Consider the following 17,396-nt stretch of genomic DNA (forward strand, 5'->3'; position numbering starts at 1 on the left):
ACTTCCCGCCGAAACTCGCGTCCCGACCAATCAGCATCCGCCAATCAAGGAAACCTTAAAACGAAGGACTTCCCGCCGAAACTCGCGTCCCGACCAATCAGCATCCGCCAATCAAGGAAACCTTAAAACGAAGGACATCGTCGCCAGCAGCGCCGCCGCCCTCGTCAGTGATCGGGCTTATAGACCCCACTCACCGAACACGTCAACAGGCAATTTCAAAATAAATGACAGTTTTCTGACAAAGCCCGGAAATGCGGGCTTTTCACTCCGAAAAAACTTTCGGACGCCTCCGAACGGCCTGTGGAGACACATTTTGGCCCTTACTTCTTCACAATCCACCGATCTAAGCGAAATTATCGGTGCGTCACGCGGGGCGCCTGGGGAACGCGGATGCACATATTATAGGGTGTGCACCCCTCACCTGTCCTCCCCTCATGGATTTGACTCCCGTGTGCGAAAGATGCACATCTTCGCGCAACGTATCGCCTGCAAGAATACGGCAAGACAAATCAGGGGCCCCCAGCTCGGAATGATCACCGACAAGAAAATGGTCCGGTCGCTCGGCGACCAACCGCCGATCCTTGCGGACGGCCGGCGCGCACCGGACAGACGCGAGATTTCGTTGCGCTGGCTTTCCGGCACCTTCCTGACCGGCATCACCTCCAGCCTTCTTATGGGCGTCGCGCTTTTTGCAGCGCTTGACGGTCGCCAGCAGCTGGCAATCCCGGCCGAAGCCTACGCAGCACTCGACGCATCGAACGGCGGCAACGCCCCAGTCAATGCCAAGCGCGGCAGCCGCATCCTTTCGCCCAACATCGTTGCCAAGCCGGCTGACAAGACCGTCATGGAAGTCTCGACGATGATCCATGACGGCGAGAAGGAAGTGGTGCGCAAACAGCCCTTCGTTCACGTCAAGATGGCGCTTGCCGCCAACCACCAGGTTTCCGACAGCTATCCGGACTTCGATCCGCTGGCGATCTTCTCCACCGACGACGCCGATGCCGAACCGCAGGTCGCGCGTACCGGCACGCTCTACGGCTCCAACGTCGATTCCGAAGTGGCGCTGAAAACGGTCGATTTTCCGATCAAAGGCTCCAGCCTGACCTTCGACAACTCGATGTCTCTCGACGAGGTCGAGGAGAATGTTCGCACCAACGGTTCGGTCCTGACCGAGGGCAGCACCCAGGTCGCTTCGCTCTTCTATGTTGACCCGCAGCGTTTCGCCTCCGATAGCGACGGTCTCGATCTTCTCCAGGGCCTGACCGCACGCATCGTCGAGCAAAACAAGAGCGATGCGGCTTACGAGAGCATCAACGAACAAAGCACTGAGTATGCCGACGACATCATTCCGGTGCGCCGCAAGACCGACATCGCGACCGCCATGGTCAATGCCGGCTACGCCAAGGCGCAGGCCGAAGATGCTGCCGGCTATATCGGCGAAGCGCTCGGCGCCAAGGAACTCAACGACGGCGACGTCCTGCGCATCGGCATCATCCAGAAGGGCGAAGAAGCCCGCATCGTCCGCGCCACCATCTATTCGCGCAACCGCCATGTGCTGACGATGGCCGTCGACGACAACGGCCGCTTCGTTCCCGGCGCCGAACCGCCCAAGCTCGACGCGGTCGCGACCGCCTTCGACGACAACGGCACGCCGACGATCACCAGCACCCACGATTTGCCGCGCGTCTATGACGGTATCTATCGCGCCGCGCTCTCCTACGGCATGAACGCCGACATGGTCGGGCTCGTCGTCAAGCTGCTCGCCAGCAATGTCGACTTCCAGGCGCAGCTGAAGCCGACGGATTCGCTCGAAGCCTTCTTCTCGGTCACCGACGATCGCGGCTTGGCGACGGCGGATTCCGAACTGCTTTACGTCAAGGCGAAGTTCGGCGATGCCGAGACGACCTTCTACCGTTTCCAGGATCCGGACGACAATTCGATCGACTACTTCAACGGCGAAGGCAAGAGCATCCGCCAGTTCCTGCTGCGCAACCCCGTGCCGAACGGCCACTTCCGCTCCGGCTTCGGCATGCGCCGCCACCCGATCCTCGGCTTCTCGCGTATGCACACCGGCGTCGATTGGGCGGCCCCCCGCGGCACGCCGATCATCGCCGCCGGCAACGGCACGGTGGAGAAGGCTGGCTGGGATTCCGGCGGATACGGCAACCAAACGCTGATCCGCCACGCCAACGGTTACGTCTCCTCCTACAATCACCAGAGCGCGATCGCCAAGACCGTCAAGGCCGGGGCGAAAGTGGTTCAGGGCCAGGTGATCGGCTGGGTCGGCACGACAGGTCTTTCGACCGGTCCGCATCTGCACTACGAGCTGATCGTCAACGGCAACAAGGTCGATCCGCTGCGCATCCGCCTGCCGGGCGGCAAATCACTGGGTGGTGACGCGCTTGCGAAGTTCGAGAAGGAACGCGACCGCATCGACGAGTTGCTGAACAAGGACGGCAACGGCAGCGAAGTGGCCAGCAAGTAGCCAGTGAGATCCCCCCTTCGTCGACGGCTAACGCTTCGAGAGGCGGTCACCGCGATCCCCACAGCAACAGAGTTCCTAGGCATGAACGAAAAAGGCCGCCCCGAAGGGCGGCCTTTTCAAGTTTCTGCGGTTTAGGCGGCTTCTCTTTCCGAGCCGGCGCCACGCTTGAAGTTCAGGCGGTCGGAGCCGGCAAGAACCTTGATAGTGGATCCATCCGGGAACTCGCCCTGAAGGATCTTCTCGGCCAGCGGATCCTGAAGATACCTCTGGATCGTCCGCTTCAGGGGCCGAGCGCCATAGGCGGGATCGTAGCCCTTTTCGGCCAGGAACGTCCGGGCGTCATCTTCCAGTTCCAGCGTGATCTTGCGCTCGGCAAGCAGCTTGAGCAGCCGTGCGAGCTGGATATCGACGATCGCGCCCATTTCCGAGCGACGCAGCCTGTGGAACAGGATGATCTCGTCGACGCGGTTCAGGAACTCCGGCCGGAAGGCCGACTTGACGACGTCCATCACCTGGTCGCGAACGACATCGCTGTCCTCGTCTTCGCCAAGGCCGGTCAGATATTCCGCACCCAGGTTCGAGGTCATGATGATCATCGTGTTGCGGAAGTCGACGGTGCGACCCTGACCATCGGTCAGGCGGCCGTCGTCGAGCACCTGCAGCAGCACGTTGAAGACATCCGGATGCGCCTTCTCAATTTCGTCGAACAGCACGACCTGATAGGGCCGGCGGCGGACGGATTCGGTCAGCGCTCCGCCTTCCTCGTAACCGACATAGCCGGGAGGTGCGCCGATCAGCCGGGCAACGGAGTGCTTCTCCATGTATTCCGACATGTCGACACGCAGCAGCGCGCTCTCGTCGTCGAACAGAAACCGGGCGAGCGCCTTGGTCAGCTCGGTCTTGCCCACCCCGGTCGGGCCGAGGAAGATGAACGAGCCGATCGGCCGGTTCGGATCCTGCAGGCCGGCACGGGCACGGCGAACGGCACGCGATACCGCCTGGACGGCATCGCCCTGGCCGACGACCCATTTCGCCAGTTCGTCTTCCATCCGCAGCAGCTTGTCGCGTTCGCCTTCCAGCATCTTGTCAACCGGGATACCGGTCCAACGCGAAACCACATGGGCGATGTTGTCGGGGGTGACGACCTCCTGCACCATCGGATTGGCGTTGGCGTTCTCCTGGCTTTCGGCGTCGGAAAGCTCTTTCTCGAGCTTGGGGATGACGCCATAGGTCAGCTCTCCGGCGCGCTGGAACTCACCCTTGCGCTGGACGATCGCCAGTTCGTTACGGGCTTCATCGAGCTGCTTCTTAAGGTCGGCGGCGCGGCCAAGCTTCTGCTTTTCCGCCTGCCAACGGGCCGTCAGCGCCGATGCCTGCTCTTCGAGCGAGACCAGATCGAGCTCGAGCTTTTCCAGCCGGTCCTTCGACGAGGTGTCGGTTTCCTTCTTCAGCGCTTCGCGCTCGATCTTCAGCTGCATGATGCGGCGATCGAGTTCGTCGAGCTCTTCAGGCTTGGAATCCACCTGCATGCGCAGACGCGAGGCCGCCTCGTCCATCAGGTCGATCGCCTTGTCCGGCAGATACCGGTCGGTGATGTAGCGGTTGGACAGCGTAGCGGCGGCAACCAGCGCGGAATCGGAAATCCGCACCTTGTGGTGCTGCTCGTATTTTTCCTTCAGGCCACGCAGGATCGAGATCGTGTCCTCGACTGTCGGCTCCTCGACCATCACTGGCTGGAAGCGGCGGGCAAGGGCTGCGTCCTTCTCGACGTGCTTGCGGTATTCGTCGAGCGTGGTCGCGCCGACGCAATGCAGCTCGCCGCGCGCAAGCGCAGGCTTCAGCAAGTTGGAGGCATCCATCGCCCCTTCCGCCTTGCCGGCACCGACCAGCGTGTGCATTTCGTCGATGAACAGGATGATCTCGCCGTTTTCCGCCTGCACTTCGTTGAGCACGGCCTTCAGCCGCTCTTCGAACTCGCCGCGGAACTTCGCGCCTGCGATCAACGCGCCCATGTCGAGCGCCATCAGCCGCTTGTCCTTCAGGCTCTCCGGGACGTCGCCATTGACGATGCGCAGGGCGAGGCCCTCGGCAATCGCCGTCTTGCCGACGCCGGGCTCACCGATCAGGACCGGATTGTTCTTGGTCCGGCGTGACAGCACCTGAATCGTGCGACGGATTTCGTCGTCACGGCCGATCACCGGGTCGAGCTTGCCTTCGCGCGCATCGGCCGTCAGGTCACGGGCATATTTCTTCAGGCTGTCGAACCCCTGCTCGGCATTGGAACTGTCGGCGGTGCGGCCCTTGCGAATATCGTTGATGACTTGGTTGAGCTTGGTCGGCGTCACGCCGGCCTTCTTCAGGACGTCGGCCGTGGCAGCAGAGCTTTCGATCGCCAAGGCCACCAGCAGGCGTTCAACGGTGACGAAGCTGTCGCCGGCTTTCTTGGCCGCTTCTTCCGCACTCGAAAAGACGCGAGCGAGCGGCTGCGACAGATAGACGGAACCGTTGCCGCCGGAAACCTTCGGCAGTTTGGCGAGTGCAGCATCATTGCCGGCGCGCGCTTCGCGCGCGTCGCCGCCAGCCCGCTCGATCAGCGAAGCGGCCATGCCCTGGTCGTCGTCGAGCAGCACTTTCAGCACATGCTCGGGCGTGAACTGCTGATGTCCCTGCGCCAGCGCATAGGTCTGCGCCGATTGCAGGAAACCGCGCACGCGTTCGGAATATTTCTCGATATTCATACTTTACCTCCATAGCCCACCAGGCCCGTCACGCGGCACCCGCTGGTGTTTCAGGATCAGGTTCCCGCATTCGGCGAACCTGTCATCGGGCGTCGATCCACACCTTGCGCGGGATCAACACGTCCGAAGCGAATATGGGGCAGCGAATTTCGAAATTAAAGGGCTGATTGCATGTCGCAATTAGGAAATCTTGCGAAGGACGAAAACGGCCACGCGTCTTTACGATGCGCGGCCGTCGGCTTTTGGATGCAGGGCATTGCCGTGCCGCGTCGGGCGAACGCGCTGCGGCTGCGGCCCTGAGATCAGCGATCGGCAAACGACGTGCCGAACTCCTTCATGCGGGAGACGTAGTAAGCGGGCTCGATCAAAACTTCCGGCAGGTAGAGACCGGCCTTTGGCGCTTCGCCCCCGGACAGACCGAGCATGCGCTCGACCGCAAGCGCGACGCCGAGCGCTGTCAGCGGGGCCTGGCCCTGCGGATGCACGATCTCATGCCGGCGCGAGACCCACTCTCCGTCTTTCGACTGCCCCTCGATCTCGAGCGTGATCTCCGTCGAAAATGGCTCGCCGCGCCGCCGACTGGCAGAGACGCTGTAGGCAAGATCCAGCCGGATCTCCCTGGCGCCGGTACGTGTGGCCAGCGCCATGACGTCGAAGGGCGAATAGGCGGCAGCATCAAGCTCGACACCATCGACACTTTTGTAGCGCGCGCTTGCTTCCTGCCCGCTCGCCCAATGCAGCTTGCCGTCCTTGACCGTCAGCGATGCCGGCGCGTTGCCGGTGATGCGGTTGTAATCGGCAAGTGCCGCTGGCCCGCCCATGTCCTCCTCATCGAGCAGGACGCCGATACGGATCGCGTCAACTGTCTCGTAGGACGAAAGCGCTTCGAGCACCGGGAAGATCGCAGCCCCGGCAAGCCAATGGCTGGCGAGCAGGATCGGCGCCTTGTCCGGTGCATGGATATACTGGGCAACCTCGGGCCCGATCTCGAACGTTCCGCTGGAGAGGCTGATATACGGTATTCCCCTGCCCTGCGCATATCGCATTGAGGTCAGCCTTTCGTCCTTGACGAAGATCACCACGGCGCTGAAGGCGTCCTTGTCGTTAAGACCGAGATCGGCGCGGTCGAGATCAACACGCACACCGGTCGCTCCACCGACCTCGCTCGCGACGGCCTGCGCCCGGGAAAGATCACGACCGCCGATTGCCAGCGGCAGATCGGGATGCAGCCTGCGGATCGCCTTCGCCGCCTGCGACCCGACGACGCCCGAGCCGCCGATGATCAGCACGGGTGAGAACTTGCTCGACATGTTCATATCTCCTAGACGGAAAGAAGGTGGCATTTTGCCAACCTACGATTAGTAAGTTACCATCGGTAGATAAGTAGCAAACGCGCCCCGTCAAGGGATTGGGATATTTTATCGCCTAGAGCGCCGCGCGTCTTATTAGACGCGCAAAGGTCGCTGTAGCACTTTGAACTGCTGCATGTTTTTATCCTTAAATCGAATAGGATTTAAGGAAACATGCGGCAGTGTGGACGACCCGAGGAGAGCAGCCGATGGAGAAAACGGCGATCAGGAAACTAGCCAAGCCCGAACGGCGTGCCCAGCTCATCGAAACCTCCAAGGAAATTTTGCGGGAATGCGGCGCGGACGCCCTCACCCTCGGCCACCTGGCCGAGCGCGCCGGCGTCAGCAAGCCGATCGCCTATGAGCACTTCGGAACCCGCGAGGGGCTGCTGATCGCGCTTTCGCGCGAGATCGAGGAGCGCCATACCGATAAGCTGAAGAAAGCGCTGCTGGACGCCCCGGCCGATCTTGCATCCGTCGCCGGCATCATCAGCGCCGTCTACATCGGATGTGCCGTCGAAAGCGGTTCGGAATGGCAGGCGATGTCAGGCGCCCTGCGTGGCAATGCCGAGATGGACCGCGTGCAGCAGGAACTCGCCGATGACTATGTCGCGCTCATCGGCGCAGCCATCGCACCTTTCTCCACCCTCACCGAAGATGATCTGCGCCTGCGTTGCGCGGGCATTGCCGGTGCTGCGGAGGCGATTGCCCGGGAGTTCGTCCGGGGGCGAACGACCGAGGACGATGCGGCCACCAATCTCGCAGCCTTGATTGTCAAAGCTGTCGGCTGATGGACAACGCCAGAAGCCGGCGATCAATGGAGCGTGCGGCACGGGACGATCGCCAGCCCTAGCGATTATGGTGCGCTTCAGCGTCCGCAGTCTTCCGAGCAAAATTCCGGCAACAAAAAACCCGGCCGCAGAGCGGACCGGGCTTTTGATGTTCGCTTCTGCCGCGCCGCATACGCCGCCCAACTGCATGTTTCCTTAAATCCTATTCGATTTAACGATCAAAACATGCAGCCATTCAAAGTGCTACAGCGACCTTTGCGCATCCAATAAGACGCGCGGCGCTGTAGGAAGACTTACTCGGACTCAGCCAGTGCCGGCGCTTCCGGAGGCGCGTCGCCTGACGCTTCGCCTTCATCGGCTGCAGTGCGGCGCGGACGGCGCGGGCGCGGCGCGCTGCGGCGACGCGAGGCCGCACGGCCGGAAGCCGCTGGCGTTTCTTCTTCCATAGCCACTTCGGCCGGCGTGCCTTCGATGACGGGCTGCGGGCCCGAACCGTCGATCACCGGCTGCTGCTCGATAACGACAGGAGCGGGAGCGGCTACAACGTGGACCGGCGCTTCGTCGGCGTAGCCCTGATCCAGATCGTCCTGATCCTGATCCTGATCCTGGTCGTTGGCGTCCTGCCCGCGGAAATCCTGGCGTTCTTCGCGCTGGAAGCGATCCTGCATCTGCGCCTGTGCGGCTGCAATGATGCGGTTGTAATGCTCGGCATGCTGAAGGTAGTTTTCAGCGATGACACGGTCGCCGGAGCTCTGCGCATCACGAGCAAGTGCCGAGTATTTCTCGGCGATATGCTGCGCGGTACCGCGAATCTTCACGTCCGGACCAGAACTATCATAGGTCCGCGTCAGGGGATTTGATCCCTTGCGGTTATGATTGTTGTTATTTCCACTGTTGTTATTGTTGTTGTTATTGTTGTTATTCCGCCCGCGGCCGCGCTTGTTTTGCTGTCCTGGCCTCATAGTACATTCACCCGAATTCTCTTGATAATGATGATCATGTGGTTTCGTCTTCCGGCCGGATCTGTCCGCGCCCGACAGAGCGTGCGCCGGTGAGCCCGCACATTGGCGGCTTCGGCGCCGACTGGCGTCAAATTAACAGGTACCTGCACAAGGCACTGTTGAACCCTAGCAACTCTTTCTTGAGAGCAATCCCCGTGGCCAGGTCATACCGGAACGAATCTTAGGTCCATGACCATCTGCCCAGTGCGCGGGCAAACTAGCCCGCTTCCTCTGGGATTCCAAGCCCTTTCTTTGCGTCAGCAAGAAAGAAGATGCGCCAGTGCAGCATTTTTTCAACGGTCGAAGCTACGCTCAAAGATCAGAACCCGGTCGTTGCCGCCCAAATCCTTGGCTTCTTCGCGCAAACGGAAGTTCTCGGCACTAAACAATGCCGCAACCGCCTCTTTCTGATCGAAACCGATTTCCAAGCCTATCACGCCGTTTGTCTCAAGATGATGACCGGCCTGAAGGGCGATGGCACGATAGGCATCAAGGCCGTCGTCTCCGCCATCGAGCGCTGCGGCAGGATCGTGCAATCGCACCTCCGGCTCAAGCTCTGCGACGACATTGGACGGTATATAAGGCGGATTTGAGACGATGGCGTCGAAGCTACCCTCCACCTTGTCGAACCAGTTGCTGCGCACAGCCTCGAAACGACCCGAAAGGCCAAGCGCCTCGGCATTTGCGCTCGCCGTCGCCAACGCGTCCTCAGATATATCGGTAGCCGTTCCGCGCGCTTCAAGAACCGTGGCAAGCAACGCCAGGCAGATCGCCCCGGTGCCCGTGCCGAGATCGACGAGCCGGCAGCTGCCCTTCGTTGCAACGGTGCGGCGCAGATACGGGATCATGCGATCGACGAGCGTTTCCGTATCCGGCCTCGGCTCCAGCGTTTCACGCGACAGCTTGAGCGGCAGGCCAAAGAACTCCCGCTCGCCGAGAATGCGGTAGACGGGTTCGCGCGCGCTCCGCCGCTCGACGGCAGCCCTCACCCTGGCAACGTCGGCCTCCGTGACCAGGTCCCTGCCGCGCGTCACGACATCGGTCAACGAAAGCCCGAGCACGCCCGAAACCAGATGACGCGCGTCGAGCGCAGCGTGTTCGATGCCGGCGGCCGTCAGGCGATCCCGGCTTTCCACCACGAGGCGCGCGAGCGTGGCCGTCATCGCCATCAGCCCCGCTGCTCGCCCAGAAGAGCCAACTGGCTCGCCTGGTAATCGGCCAGCAGCGCATCGACCACTTCGTCGATTTCGCCCATCATCATCCGGTCGAGCTTATAGAGCGTCAGGTTGATGCGGTGATCCGTAATGCGCCCCTGCGGAAAATTGTAGGTGCGAATGCGCTCAGAGCGGTCGCCGGAGCCGACCTGGCTCTTGCGATCGGCCGAACGCTCGCTGTCGGCGCGCTGGCGTTCCATGTCATAGAGCCGCGAACGCAGCACCTGCATCGCCTTGGCGCGGTTCTGGTGCTGCGACTTTTCCGAACTTGTGACGACGAGGCCGGTCGGAAGGTGGGTGATGCGCACGGCGGAGTCCGTCGTGTTGACGTGCTGTCCGCCAGCACCTGACGAGCGCATGGTGTCGATGCGGATGTCCTCGGGCCGAACCTCGATGTCGATTTCCTCGGCTTCCGGCAGTACGGCGACGGTTGCCGCCGAGGTGTGGATGCGTCCGCTCGCCTCGGTATCCGGCACGCGCTGAACGCGGTGCACACCCGACTCGAACTTCAGCCGCGCAAACACGCCGCGGCCGGAGACGGTGGCGATGATTTCCTTGAATCCGCCGGCTTCACCCTCGCTCGCCGAAAGCACTTCGACGCGCCAGCCCTTGGCCGCAGCGTAACGCTCGTACATCCGGAAAAGATCGCCGGCAAACAGCGCTGCCTCCGAACCGCCGGTTCCGGCGCGGATTTCGAGGATAGCGCTCTTTTCGTCGGCTGCATCCTTCGGCAAGAGCAGGATCTGGATTTCCTGCTCCAGCTGCTCGATTGCCTCGACGACCTCAGGCTTTTCCATCTCGGCCAGGTCGCGCATGTCCTTGTCAGTCGTCCTGTCGGCCAACATGGCATTGATATCGGCAAGCTCGGCCGTCGCCTTCTCATAGGCGCGGATCTTGGTCACCACCGGCTGCAGTTCGGAATATTCCGACGCCAGCTTCACATAGACGTCGGCCGCTGGCCCCGCCGACATGCGGGCCTCGATCTCGCCGAACCGCCGTTCCAGTTCGCGCATTTTCTCAATGGGAAGCTTTGCCAAGTGTCACTCCAAATGCGCTACGCCTCGCCCGGATCATAGCCCGGACGAGGACAAAAGCGCTTCAAATCTATCTAAACCGGGATGCCGTTTGCCGCGGCGAAGTCGATGAGGATCTGGCGAACAGGCGTCGGGTCGCGGGTGTCGTCGAGCGCCGCGTTCAGTACCTCGCCGAGCTTGTCGGCATCGAGGGCCAGGAGCATCGCCTTGATCGGACCGACCGCCGTCGGCGACATCGACACCGAGCGGTAGCCGAGACCGAGCAGCGCCATGGCGGACAGTGGCTTGCTCGCCATCTCACCGCACAGCGTCACCGGCGTCTGATGTCGCTCGCCGCCGCGCACGATATCGCGCAGGATCCTGAGGAAGGGCCGGCCAAGCACGTCGAAGCGATCGGAAACGCGGGCGTTGCCGCGATCGACTGCCATGGCGAACTGGAACAGATCGTTCGAGCCGACCGAGACGAAGTCCACCTCGCTCATCAGTTCGTCCAGCTGCCACAGCAGCGCCGGCACTTCCAGCATGGCGCCGAACTGCAGCTTGCGCGGCAGCTGTTCGCCGAGCTTCGACTGACGCTCGATTTCCTTTTGCAAAAGCTCGCGCGCTTCCTTCAGCTCCGAGACCTCGGTCACCATCGGCAGCATCAATTTCAGCTCGAGACCGGCAGCCGCACGCAGCATGGCGCGCAGCTGAGTGCGCAGCAGGCCGGGCCGATCCAGCGAAAGGCGGATCGCCCGCCATCCGAGTGCCGGATTTTCCTCTTCCGCCGCGCGGAAATAGGGAACCACCTTGTCGCCGCCAATATCGAGCGTGCGGAAAGTCACCGGCTTGCCGCCGGTCTGCTTCAGAACGCTGCGGTAGAAGGCTTCCTGCTCTTCCGCCTTCGGCATCGTCGAGGCGATCATGAACTGCAGTTCGGTGCGGAAAAGGCCGATGCCCTCGGCACCCGCTTCGTTCAGATGCGGCAGGTCGACCAAAAGGCCAGCGTTCATCTGCAAGGTGATGCGCTTGCCGTCCTTGGTCAGCGGTTCGACATCCTTGAGCGCGCGGAACTGAGCCTGCCGGCGGGCGCGGAACCGTACCTTTTCCTCGTAGGCGCGCTGCAGGTCGGCCAACGGCCGCAGATGCACCTTGGCATCGTCGCCATCGATGATGACGGCATCGCGGTTTTCCGCAAGCGCGACAGCACCCGCCGCCTGTCCGACGACCGGAATGCCCATGGCGCGGGCGACGATGACCACGTGGCTGGTGACGGCCCCTTCCTCAAGGACCAGGCCGCGGACGTTTTCGCGCGGATAGTCGAGAAGTTCGGCGGCACCCATGGCCCGGGCAACGATCACCGCATCGGTCGGGAAGTCGCTCGCCGAAAGCTTGGCGCCATAGCCCGAAAGCTGGCGCAGCAGCCGGTTGGCGAGATCGTCGAAATCATGCATGCGCTCGCGCAAATAGGGATCGGTCAGCCGGATCATCCGCGCCTTGGTCTCGCTCTGCACCCGTTCGACGGCAGCTTCCGCCGTCAGGCCGTTGCGGATCGCCTCTTCCAGCTTCCGCACCCAGCCGCGGTCATGGGCAAACATGCGATAGGTCTCAAGCACCGCTCGGTGCTCGCCCTCCATCGACACTTCGCGACGCGATAGCATGTCGTCGATCGAGATACGCAATGACCCCAGAGCCTCGGCAAGCCGCTGCAATTCCTGGTCAGTATCCTCGTTCAGAAGATTGGTGACGACGATCCTCGGCTCGTGCAGCACGACATAACCGAGGCCGATGCCTTCGCCATAGCTGTTGCCGTCGATCGAGACCGGCCGGGACAGATCGAGTTCGAGGCCGGGCTTGGTGATTTTCTTCAACTCGCCGGTCGCCACCATCTCGGCGAGAACCATGGCGGTGGTTTCCAGCGCCTCGACCTCGTCTTCGCGGTAGTTGCGCATCGCCTTGTTCTGCACGACGAGAACGCCGAGCGCCCGACCCGTGCGCAGGATCGGCACGCCGAGGAACGAGTGATAGATCTCTTCGCCGGTTTCCGGCAGGTAGGTAAAGGCCGGATGCGCCTGGGCGTCGGACAGGTTGAGCGGACGTGCGGACGCGGCAATCGTGCCGACGAGGCCCTGCCCCATCTTCAACTGCGCCAGGTGGACGGCGGTCTTGTTCAGACCTTCGGTCGCGTAGAGTTCGAGCACGCCGTCGGAACGCAGCACATAGACCGAACACACTTCCGCGACCATGTTCTGTGCGATCTGGCGCACGATCCGGTCAAGGCGCTCCTGTGGCTCGAGCGGTTCCGCCATCAGTTCGCGCAACCGCTTGAGGAGAACGCGCGGACCTGCGGAAAGGTCTCTCATCGCGTGGGGTCCCCCGAAAAAGAGTAGACGACGGCGGCGGACGAATTCGCAGCCGAAACGGCCGCGAATCCCAAATCAGTCACCTGTGGGTTAACTCTTATCGAGACCGTAGGCGGAATGCAAAGTGCGAACTGCCAATTCGGCATAGGGTCCGTCGATCAGGATCGAGATCTTGATTTCGGAGGTGGTGATCGCCTTGATGTTGATGCCCTTGTCGGCGAGCGCACGGAATGCCGATGCGGCAACGCCGGCGTGGCTGCGCATGCCGATGCCGATGACAGAGACCTTGACCAGGCCAGCTTCCGACTGGATCACGTCGTAGCCGATCTTTTCCTTGTTGTCGCCGAGCACCCTCAGCGCCTTGTCGACATCGCCGGACGGAACGGTGAAGGTCATGTCGGTCTTCGAACCATCTTCCGAGATGTTCTGGACGATCATGTCGACATTGATATGGGCTTCGGCCAATGGCCCGAAGATCGCGGCGGAAACGCCCGGCCGGTCGGCAAGACGGCGCAGCGAAATCTGGGCTTCATCCTTGGCATAGGCAATGCCGGTTACGACTTCCTGTTCCACGATTTCTTCCTCATCACAAATCAGCGTGCCGGGCGGATTGAGAAGGTCACCCATGCCCGGCGCATCGGGATCCTCGAAAGACGAGCGCACGAAGGTACGGACCTTGTGCACCATGGCGAGCTCGACGGAGCGCACCTGCAGCACCTTGGCGCCGAGCGATGCCATTTCCAGCATTTCCTCGAACGCGATCTTTTTCAGACGCCGCGCCTTCGGCTCGATGCGCGGGTCGGTGGTGTAGACGCCATCGACGTCGGTATAGATATCGCAACGGTCGGCCTTGACGGCGGCGGCAATCGCAACGGCCGACGTGTCGGAGCCGCCGCGACCGAGTGTCGCCAGGCGGTTGTCCGGGCCAAGGCCCTGGAAACCGGCGACCACGGCCACCTGCCCCTCACCCATGCGGCGGATGATGTCGGCGCCCTCGATGTCGAGGATGCGGGCGGCGCCATGGGCGTTGTCGGTGCGGATCGGGATCTGCCAGCCCTGCCAGGAGCGCGCATTGATGCCCATCGACTGCAGCGCGATCGCCAACAGGCCCGAGGTCACCTGCTCGCCGGACGCTACGATGGCGTCATATTCGCGCGCGTCGTAGAACGGCGCATTGCTGCCGGCGACCTTGGGCATGTTCTGTACCCAGCCGACCAGTTCGTTGGTCTTGCCGGACATGGCGGAAACGACGACCGCGACCTCGTGGCCGGCGTCGACTTCACGTTTCACATGGCGGGCAACGTTGTGAATGCGGTCCAAATCAGCGACGGAAGTTCCGCCGAATTTCATCACGATGCGTGCCATTTCGCCTCTACCGGTACCGATGTTTGCGCGCGAGCGCGCGTGACAGGAAAGCGCTCCCGTCGGCGCCCGACGATCAAAAAGCTTGGGAGACTTCTCGGACATCGGCCAATCACCGCTTCGGGGAGCGGAAAGTCGCGGCGTCTCTTAGCGGATCGGGGGGCGAGGCGCAATGGCAAGAAGGTAGGAATAAGGCCTCCGTTCCAGCGAGCTGACCGCACGCCTGGCAACAATATTGCTGAACGACGTCGCCTGGCGCAACGAAGGCCCCACCAAAAGCGTTGCAGCTTTGCATCTAGGGCGGACAGCCGTGTTGGATCGCACTCCGCCGCCGTCACCCCGTTGAAAACTGCTCGCGTCGATGGTAAACACTCCGCGCAACTCGATTGTGAAAGGAGGGCTGCGTTGTGATGACTTTTTTCCGGCACCACCGCCAGCGTGGCCCCGTCAACGCCCTGCAGATGCGTTTGCAGGGCTGACCGGTACAATCGCTTCGCGTCCTCGCGAATCTTACTCCTGGTCTGCCCCAGTGTGGTGCGGCTGAAAACCGTTTCGGTTTGAACGCCCGCGCCGTTTTCCATACCGAGCCGAAGCGGCCCGAACACTGCACGATCGTGCATCGGGTCCGACACTCCGCCCAACCCGGCAGATGTATTGCCGCCCGCGGATGTTTGCCGTCGCTCGCGCAGTCCAGAGAACGAACGAACATGGCCTTGATCAATATCCGCAACCTCGCCGTCACCCTCAGCACGTCGCTGTTTTCCAATCTCAACCTTTCGATCGCGGCCGGCGATCGCCTCGGCATCGTCGCCGCCAACGGGCGCGGCAAGTCCACTCTGCTCCGATCGATCGGCGGCAGCTTCGAGCCGACGGCTGGCGAGATCACCCGCTCACGCGGCCTGACCATCGGCCATGTCGAGCAGAACGTGCCGGCGCAGCTGCTGCCGTTGTCGTTCCATGCGGCGGTTCTTTCGGCATTGTCGAGCGAGCAGGCGGACAGCGAAAGCTGGCGCGTCGATATCGTGCTCGATTCGCTCGAGGTGCCCGAAGCCCTTCGTGAGCGCGCCGTCGCGGACTTGAGCGGCGGCTGGCAGCGGCTGGCCCTCCTTGCCCGCGTCTGGGTCACGGATCCCGACGCGCTGCTCCTCGACGAGCCGACCAACCATCTCGACCTTGCCAAGATCGCCCGGCTCGAATCCTGGTTGAACGCGCTTCCGCGCGACGTGCCGGTGCTGATCGCCAGCCACGACCGCGCCTTTCTCGACGCTACCACCAACCGCACGCTGTTTCTGCGTCCAGACCAATCGCCCGTCTTTACACTCCCCTATTCGCAGGCGCGTGCGGCCGTCGATGAATTCGACGCCTCGGAAGAGCGGCGCTACCAGCGCGACATGAAGGTGGCGCAGCAATTGCGTCGCCAGGCGGCCAAGCTCAACAACATCGGCATCAACTCCGGTAGCGACCTGCTGACGATAAAGACCAAACAGCTGCGTCAGCGCGCCGACCGGCTGGAGGATGCGGCCAAGCCCGCCCACCAGGAGCGTTCGGCCGGTGTAATCCGGCTCGCCAATCGCGGCACCCACGCAAAAATCCTGGTGACGCTCGATGATATCCAGGTGGAAACGCCCGATGGCACTCCGCTGTTTCGCACGGGAAAACGCTGGATCTGCCAGGGCGACCGTATTGTCCTGCTCGGCGAAAACGGCGCCGGCAAGACAAGGCTGGTCAACCTCATCCGCACTGCGATCGAGGAGCCGGAGCGCGGACCCGAAACGCTGAAAGCCACGCCTTCCCTGGTGCTCGGCTACAGCGATCAGGCGCTCGCGGGTCTTTCGGACAAGGAAACGCCGCTTGTCGCCCTCTCCCGCCGGTTCTCGCTCGGCGATCAGAAGGTGCGTTCGCTGCTGGCGGGCGCCGGTGTCGGCATCGACATGCAGGACAAACCGGTCGGCCGGCTCTCCGGCGGCCAGAAGGCGCGTCTGGCGATGCTGCTGCTCCGCCTGCGCGAGCCCAACTTCTACCTGCTCGACGAGCCGACGAACCATCTCGATATCGAGGGCCAGGAAGCGCTGGAAGACGAGTTGATGAAAAACGAGGTCAGCTGCCTGCTGGTGTCCCACGACCGCAGCTTCGTGCGCAACATCGGCAATCGTTTCTGGTTGATCGAGAAGCGGCGGCTCGTCGAAGTGGAAGATCCCGAGGCGTTCTTCGCCGCGGCCGCACAAGGCGATGTGGCCTGATCGACAGGCGACGCGCGACTGCTGTGGCGCGTCGCCGTTTGACGGGCGTGCTTACCCCCTTAATCTCCGTGTCGAACCGGAGGAGCCACCCATGAAAATCAGCGCACGCAACCGCTTCAAGGGCAAGATCGTCGATGTCGTCAAAGGGGCGACGACCGCGCATGTGCGCATCGATCTCGGCGGCGGAGCCATCTGACGGCATCGATCACCAACGAAGCCGTCGACGAACTCGGCCTCAAGGTCGGCGGCGACGCCTACGGGGTCATCAAGGCTTCCGACGTGATGGTTGCGATCGACTGAGCAATCACGCCTTCTTGCAGTAATGGGCCGTGCCGGCATCGCCGGTTTCAAAATCACCAGGCTGCGGCGGTGCAATCGGCTTGAACAGCGTGCGATCGGGCTTCAGGTCGATGAGCGGCGTGCCGTCGAGGCAATCGAGGCCGCGCACCAGAAGCACATTGTCTTCGACCGCCTCGAGCGCCACGATCGATGTGCCGATCGGGTTCGGCCGCACTGGCGAGCGCAAGGCGAAGGTGCCATGCGTCTCGCCATTGTTGGCGGGGCTCTGCAACACGAGGTCGCGGCGCGATCGATCGAGCCAATAGAGGATCTCCAGTCGCTCGAACCGCTCGATGCCCTTCAGCGCCTCGACCCAGGGCGAAAAGATCTCGATCCGGCAGATCGGCCCGTCATGGCGCCCCTGTCGCGGGCAGCCGAGCCTTGACGCCCAGGGCGTCGAAATGCGCCCGATGAAGGTCAGCCCTGCATCGGTTGCCTCCGACGGCGTGATCGAGACTTCGTTTTCCCGGATTTCGTTTTCGCGAACCATCTCGTATTCCT

11 protein-coding genes and 1 pseudogene are annotated in these 17,396 nt (G+C 62.4%); 4 read left to right on the forward strand and 8 right to left on the reverse strand.

The window, feature by feature from the left end; translation table 11 throughout:
- The first annotated feature begins 529 nt into the window (after positions 1–529).
- A complete protein-coding gene (locus tag ASD02_RS25270; protein ID WP_025428210.1) occupies positions 530–2,485 on the forward strand; it encodes a M23 family metallopeptidase in 1,956 nt (651 codons plus the stop codon).
- A 131-nt stretch (positions 2,486–2,616) separates the two neighbouring features.
- Here ASD02_RS25270 and clpB read toward each other — a convergent pair whose 3' ends face one another.
- A complete protein-coding gene (clpB, locus tag ASD02_RS25275; RefSeq protein ID WP_057210218.1) occupies positions 2,617–5,223 on the reverse strand; it encodes an ATP-dependent chaperone ClpB in 2,607 nt (868 codons plus the stop codon).
- Positions 5,224–5,525: 302 nt separating this feature from the next.
- On the reverse strand, positions 5,526–6,533 hold the full coding sequence (locus tag ASD02_RS25280) for a hypothetical protein (RefSeq protein ID WP_057221351.1): 1,008 nt from the start codon (positions 6,531–6,533) through the stop codon (positions 5,526–5,528).
- Positions 6,534–6,781: 248 nt separating this feature from the next.
- Between ASD02_RS25280 and ASD02_RS25285 the strand changes: the two genes are divergently transcribed.
- Positions 6,782–7,363: a TetR/AcrR family transcriptional regulator gene (locus tag ASD02_RS25285; protein WP_057210220.1), complete on the forward strand. Its 582-nt coding sequence runs from the start codon at positions 6,782–6,784 to the stop codon at positions 7,361–7,363.
- Positions 7,364–7,656: 293 nt separating this feature from the next.
- Here the strand turns inward: ASD02_RS25285 and ASD02_RS25290 are convergent, their stop codons facing one another.
- From ASD02_RS25290 to ASD02_RS25310, 5 genes are all read right to left on the reverse strand, one after another.
- Positions 7,657–8,325 (reverse strand): DUF4167 domain-containing protein, encoded by a 669-nt coding sequence (locus ASD02_RS25290; protein WP_025424536.1) that lies wholly within the window; start codon positions 8,323–8,325, stop codon positions 7,657–7,659.
- A gap of 332 nt (positions 8,326–8,657) precedes the next feature.
- Complete coding sequence (gene prmC, locus ASD02_RS25295; RefSeq protein ID WP_057221356.1) at positions 8,658–9,527, reverse strand: peptide chain release factor N(5)-glutamine methyltransferase; 870 nt, start codon at positions 9,525–9,527, stop codon at positions 8,658–8,660.
- Between the two features lie 5 nt (positions 9,528–9,532).
- The gene (gene prfA, locus ASD02_RS25300) at positions 9,533–10,615 is read right to left on the reverse strand and encodes a peptide chain release factor 1 (RefSeq protein ID WP_025424538.1); all 1,083 of its coding nucleotides are present in this window, start codon (positions 10,613–10,615) and stop codon (positions 9,533–9,535) included.
- Between the two features lie 71 nt (positions 10,616–10,686).
- Positions 10,687–12,954 (reverse strand): phosphoenolpyruvate--protein phosphotransferase, encoded by a 2,268-nt coding sequence (ptsP, locus tag ASD02_RS25305; RefSeq protein ID WP_025424539.1) that lies wholly within the window; start codon positions 12,952–12,954, stop codon positions 10,687–10,689.
- 90 nt (positions 12,955–13,044) lie between these two features.
- The gene (locus tag ASD02_RS25310; RefSeq protein ID WP_025424540.1) at positions 13,045–14,319 is read right to left on the reverse strand and encodes an aspartate kinase; all 1,275 of its coding nucleotides are present in this window, start codon (positions 14,317–14,319) and stop codon (positions 13,045–13,047) included.
- Between the two features lie 704 nt (positions 14,320–15,023).
- On the opposite strand from ASD02_RS25310, the gene ASD02_RS25315 reads away from it, so the two are divergent.
- A complete protein-coding gene (locus tag ASD02_RS25315) occupies positions 15,024–16,556 on the forward strand; it encodes an ABC-F family ATP-binding cassette domain-containing protein (protein WP_025424541.1) in 1,533 nt (510 codons plus the stop codon).
- Between the two features lie 91 nt (positions 16,557–16,647).
- A pseudogene (locus ASD02_RS25320) lies at positions 16,648–16,856 on the forward strand (molybdopterin-binding protein).
- Positions 16,857–16,860: 4 nt separating this feature from the next.
- Here the strand turns inward: ASD02_RS25320 and tsaA are convergent.
- Positions 16,861–17,385, reverse strand: coding sequence for a tRNA (N6-threonylcarbamoyladenosine(37)-N6)-methyltransferase TrmO (tsaA, locus tag ASD02_RS25325; RefSeq protein ID WP_057221352.1), 525 nt, complete (start codon positions 17,383–17,385; stop codon positions 16,861–16,863).
- Positions 17,386–17,396: the final 11 nt, after the last annotated feature.

This window comes from Ensifer sp. Root1252, from assembly GCF_001425885.1.
Lineage (GTDB): Bacteria > Pseudomonadota > Alphaproteobacteria > Rhizobiales > Rhizobiaceae > Ensifer > Ensifer canadensis.

Coding starts and splice junctions, on each gene's coding strand:
- ASD02_RS25270 (WP_025428210.1), top strand. CDS start 530: ATGATCACCGACAAGAAAATGGTCCGGTCGCTCGGCGACCAACCGCCG.
- clpB (WP_057210218.1), bottom strand. CDS start 5,223: ATGAATATCGAGAAATATTCCGAACGCGTGCGCGGTTTCCTGCAATCG.
- ASD02_RS25280 (WP_057221351.1), bottom strand. CDS start 6,533: ATGTCGAGCAAGTTCTCACCCGTGCTGATCATCGGCGGCTCGGGCGTC.
- ASD02_RS25285 (WP_057210220.1), top strand. CDS start 6,782: ATGGAGAAAACGGCGATCAGGAAACTAGCCAAGCCCGAACGGCGTGCC.
- ASD02_RS25290 (WP_025424536.1), bottom strand. CDS start 8,325: ATGAGGCCAGGACAGCAAAACAAGCGCGGCCGCGGGCGGAATAACAAC.
- prmC (WP_057221356.1), bottom strand. CDS start 9,527: ATGACGGCCACGCTCGCGCGCCTCGTGGTGGAAAGCCGGGATCGCCTG.
- ptsP (WP_025424539.1), bottom strand. CDS start 12,954: ATGAGAGACCTTTCCGCAGGTCCGCGCGTTCTCCTCAAGCGGTTGCGC.
- ASD02_RS25310 (WP_025424540.1), bottom strand. CDS start 14,319: ATGGCACGCATCGTGATGAAATTCGGCGGAACTTCCGTCGCTGATTTG.
- ASD02_RS25315 (WP_025424541.1), top strand. CDS start 15,024: ATGGCCTTGATCAATATCCGCAACCTCGCCGTCACCCTCAGCACGTCG.
- tsaA (WP_057221352.1), bottom strand. CDS start 17,385: ATGGTTCGCGAAAACGAAATCCGGGAAAACGAAGTCTCGATCACGCCG.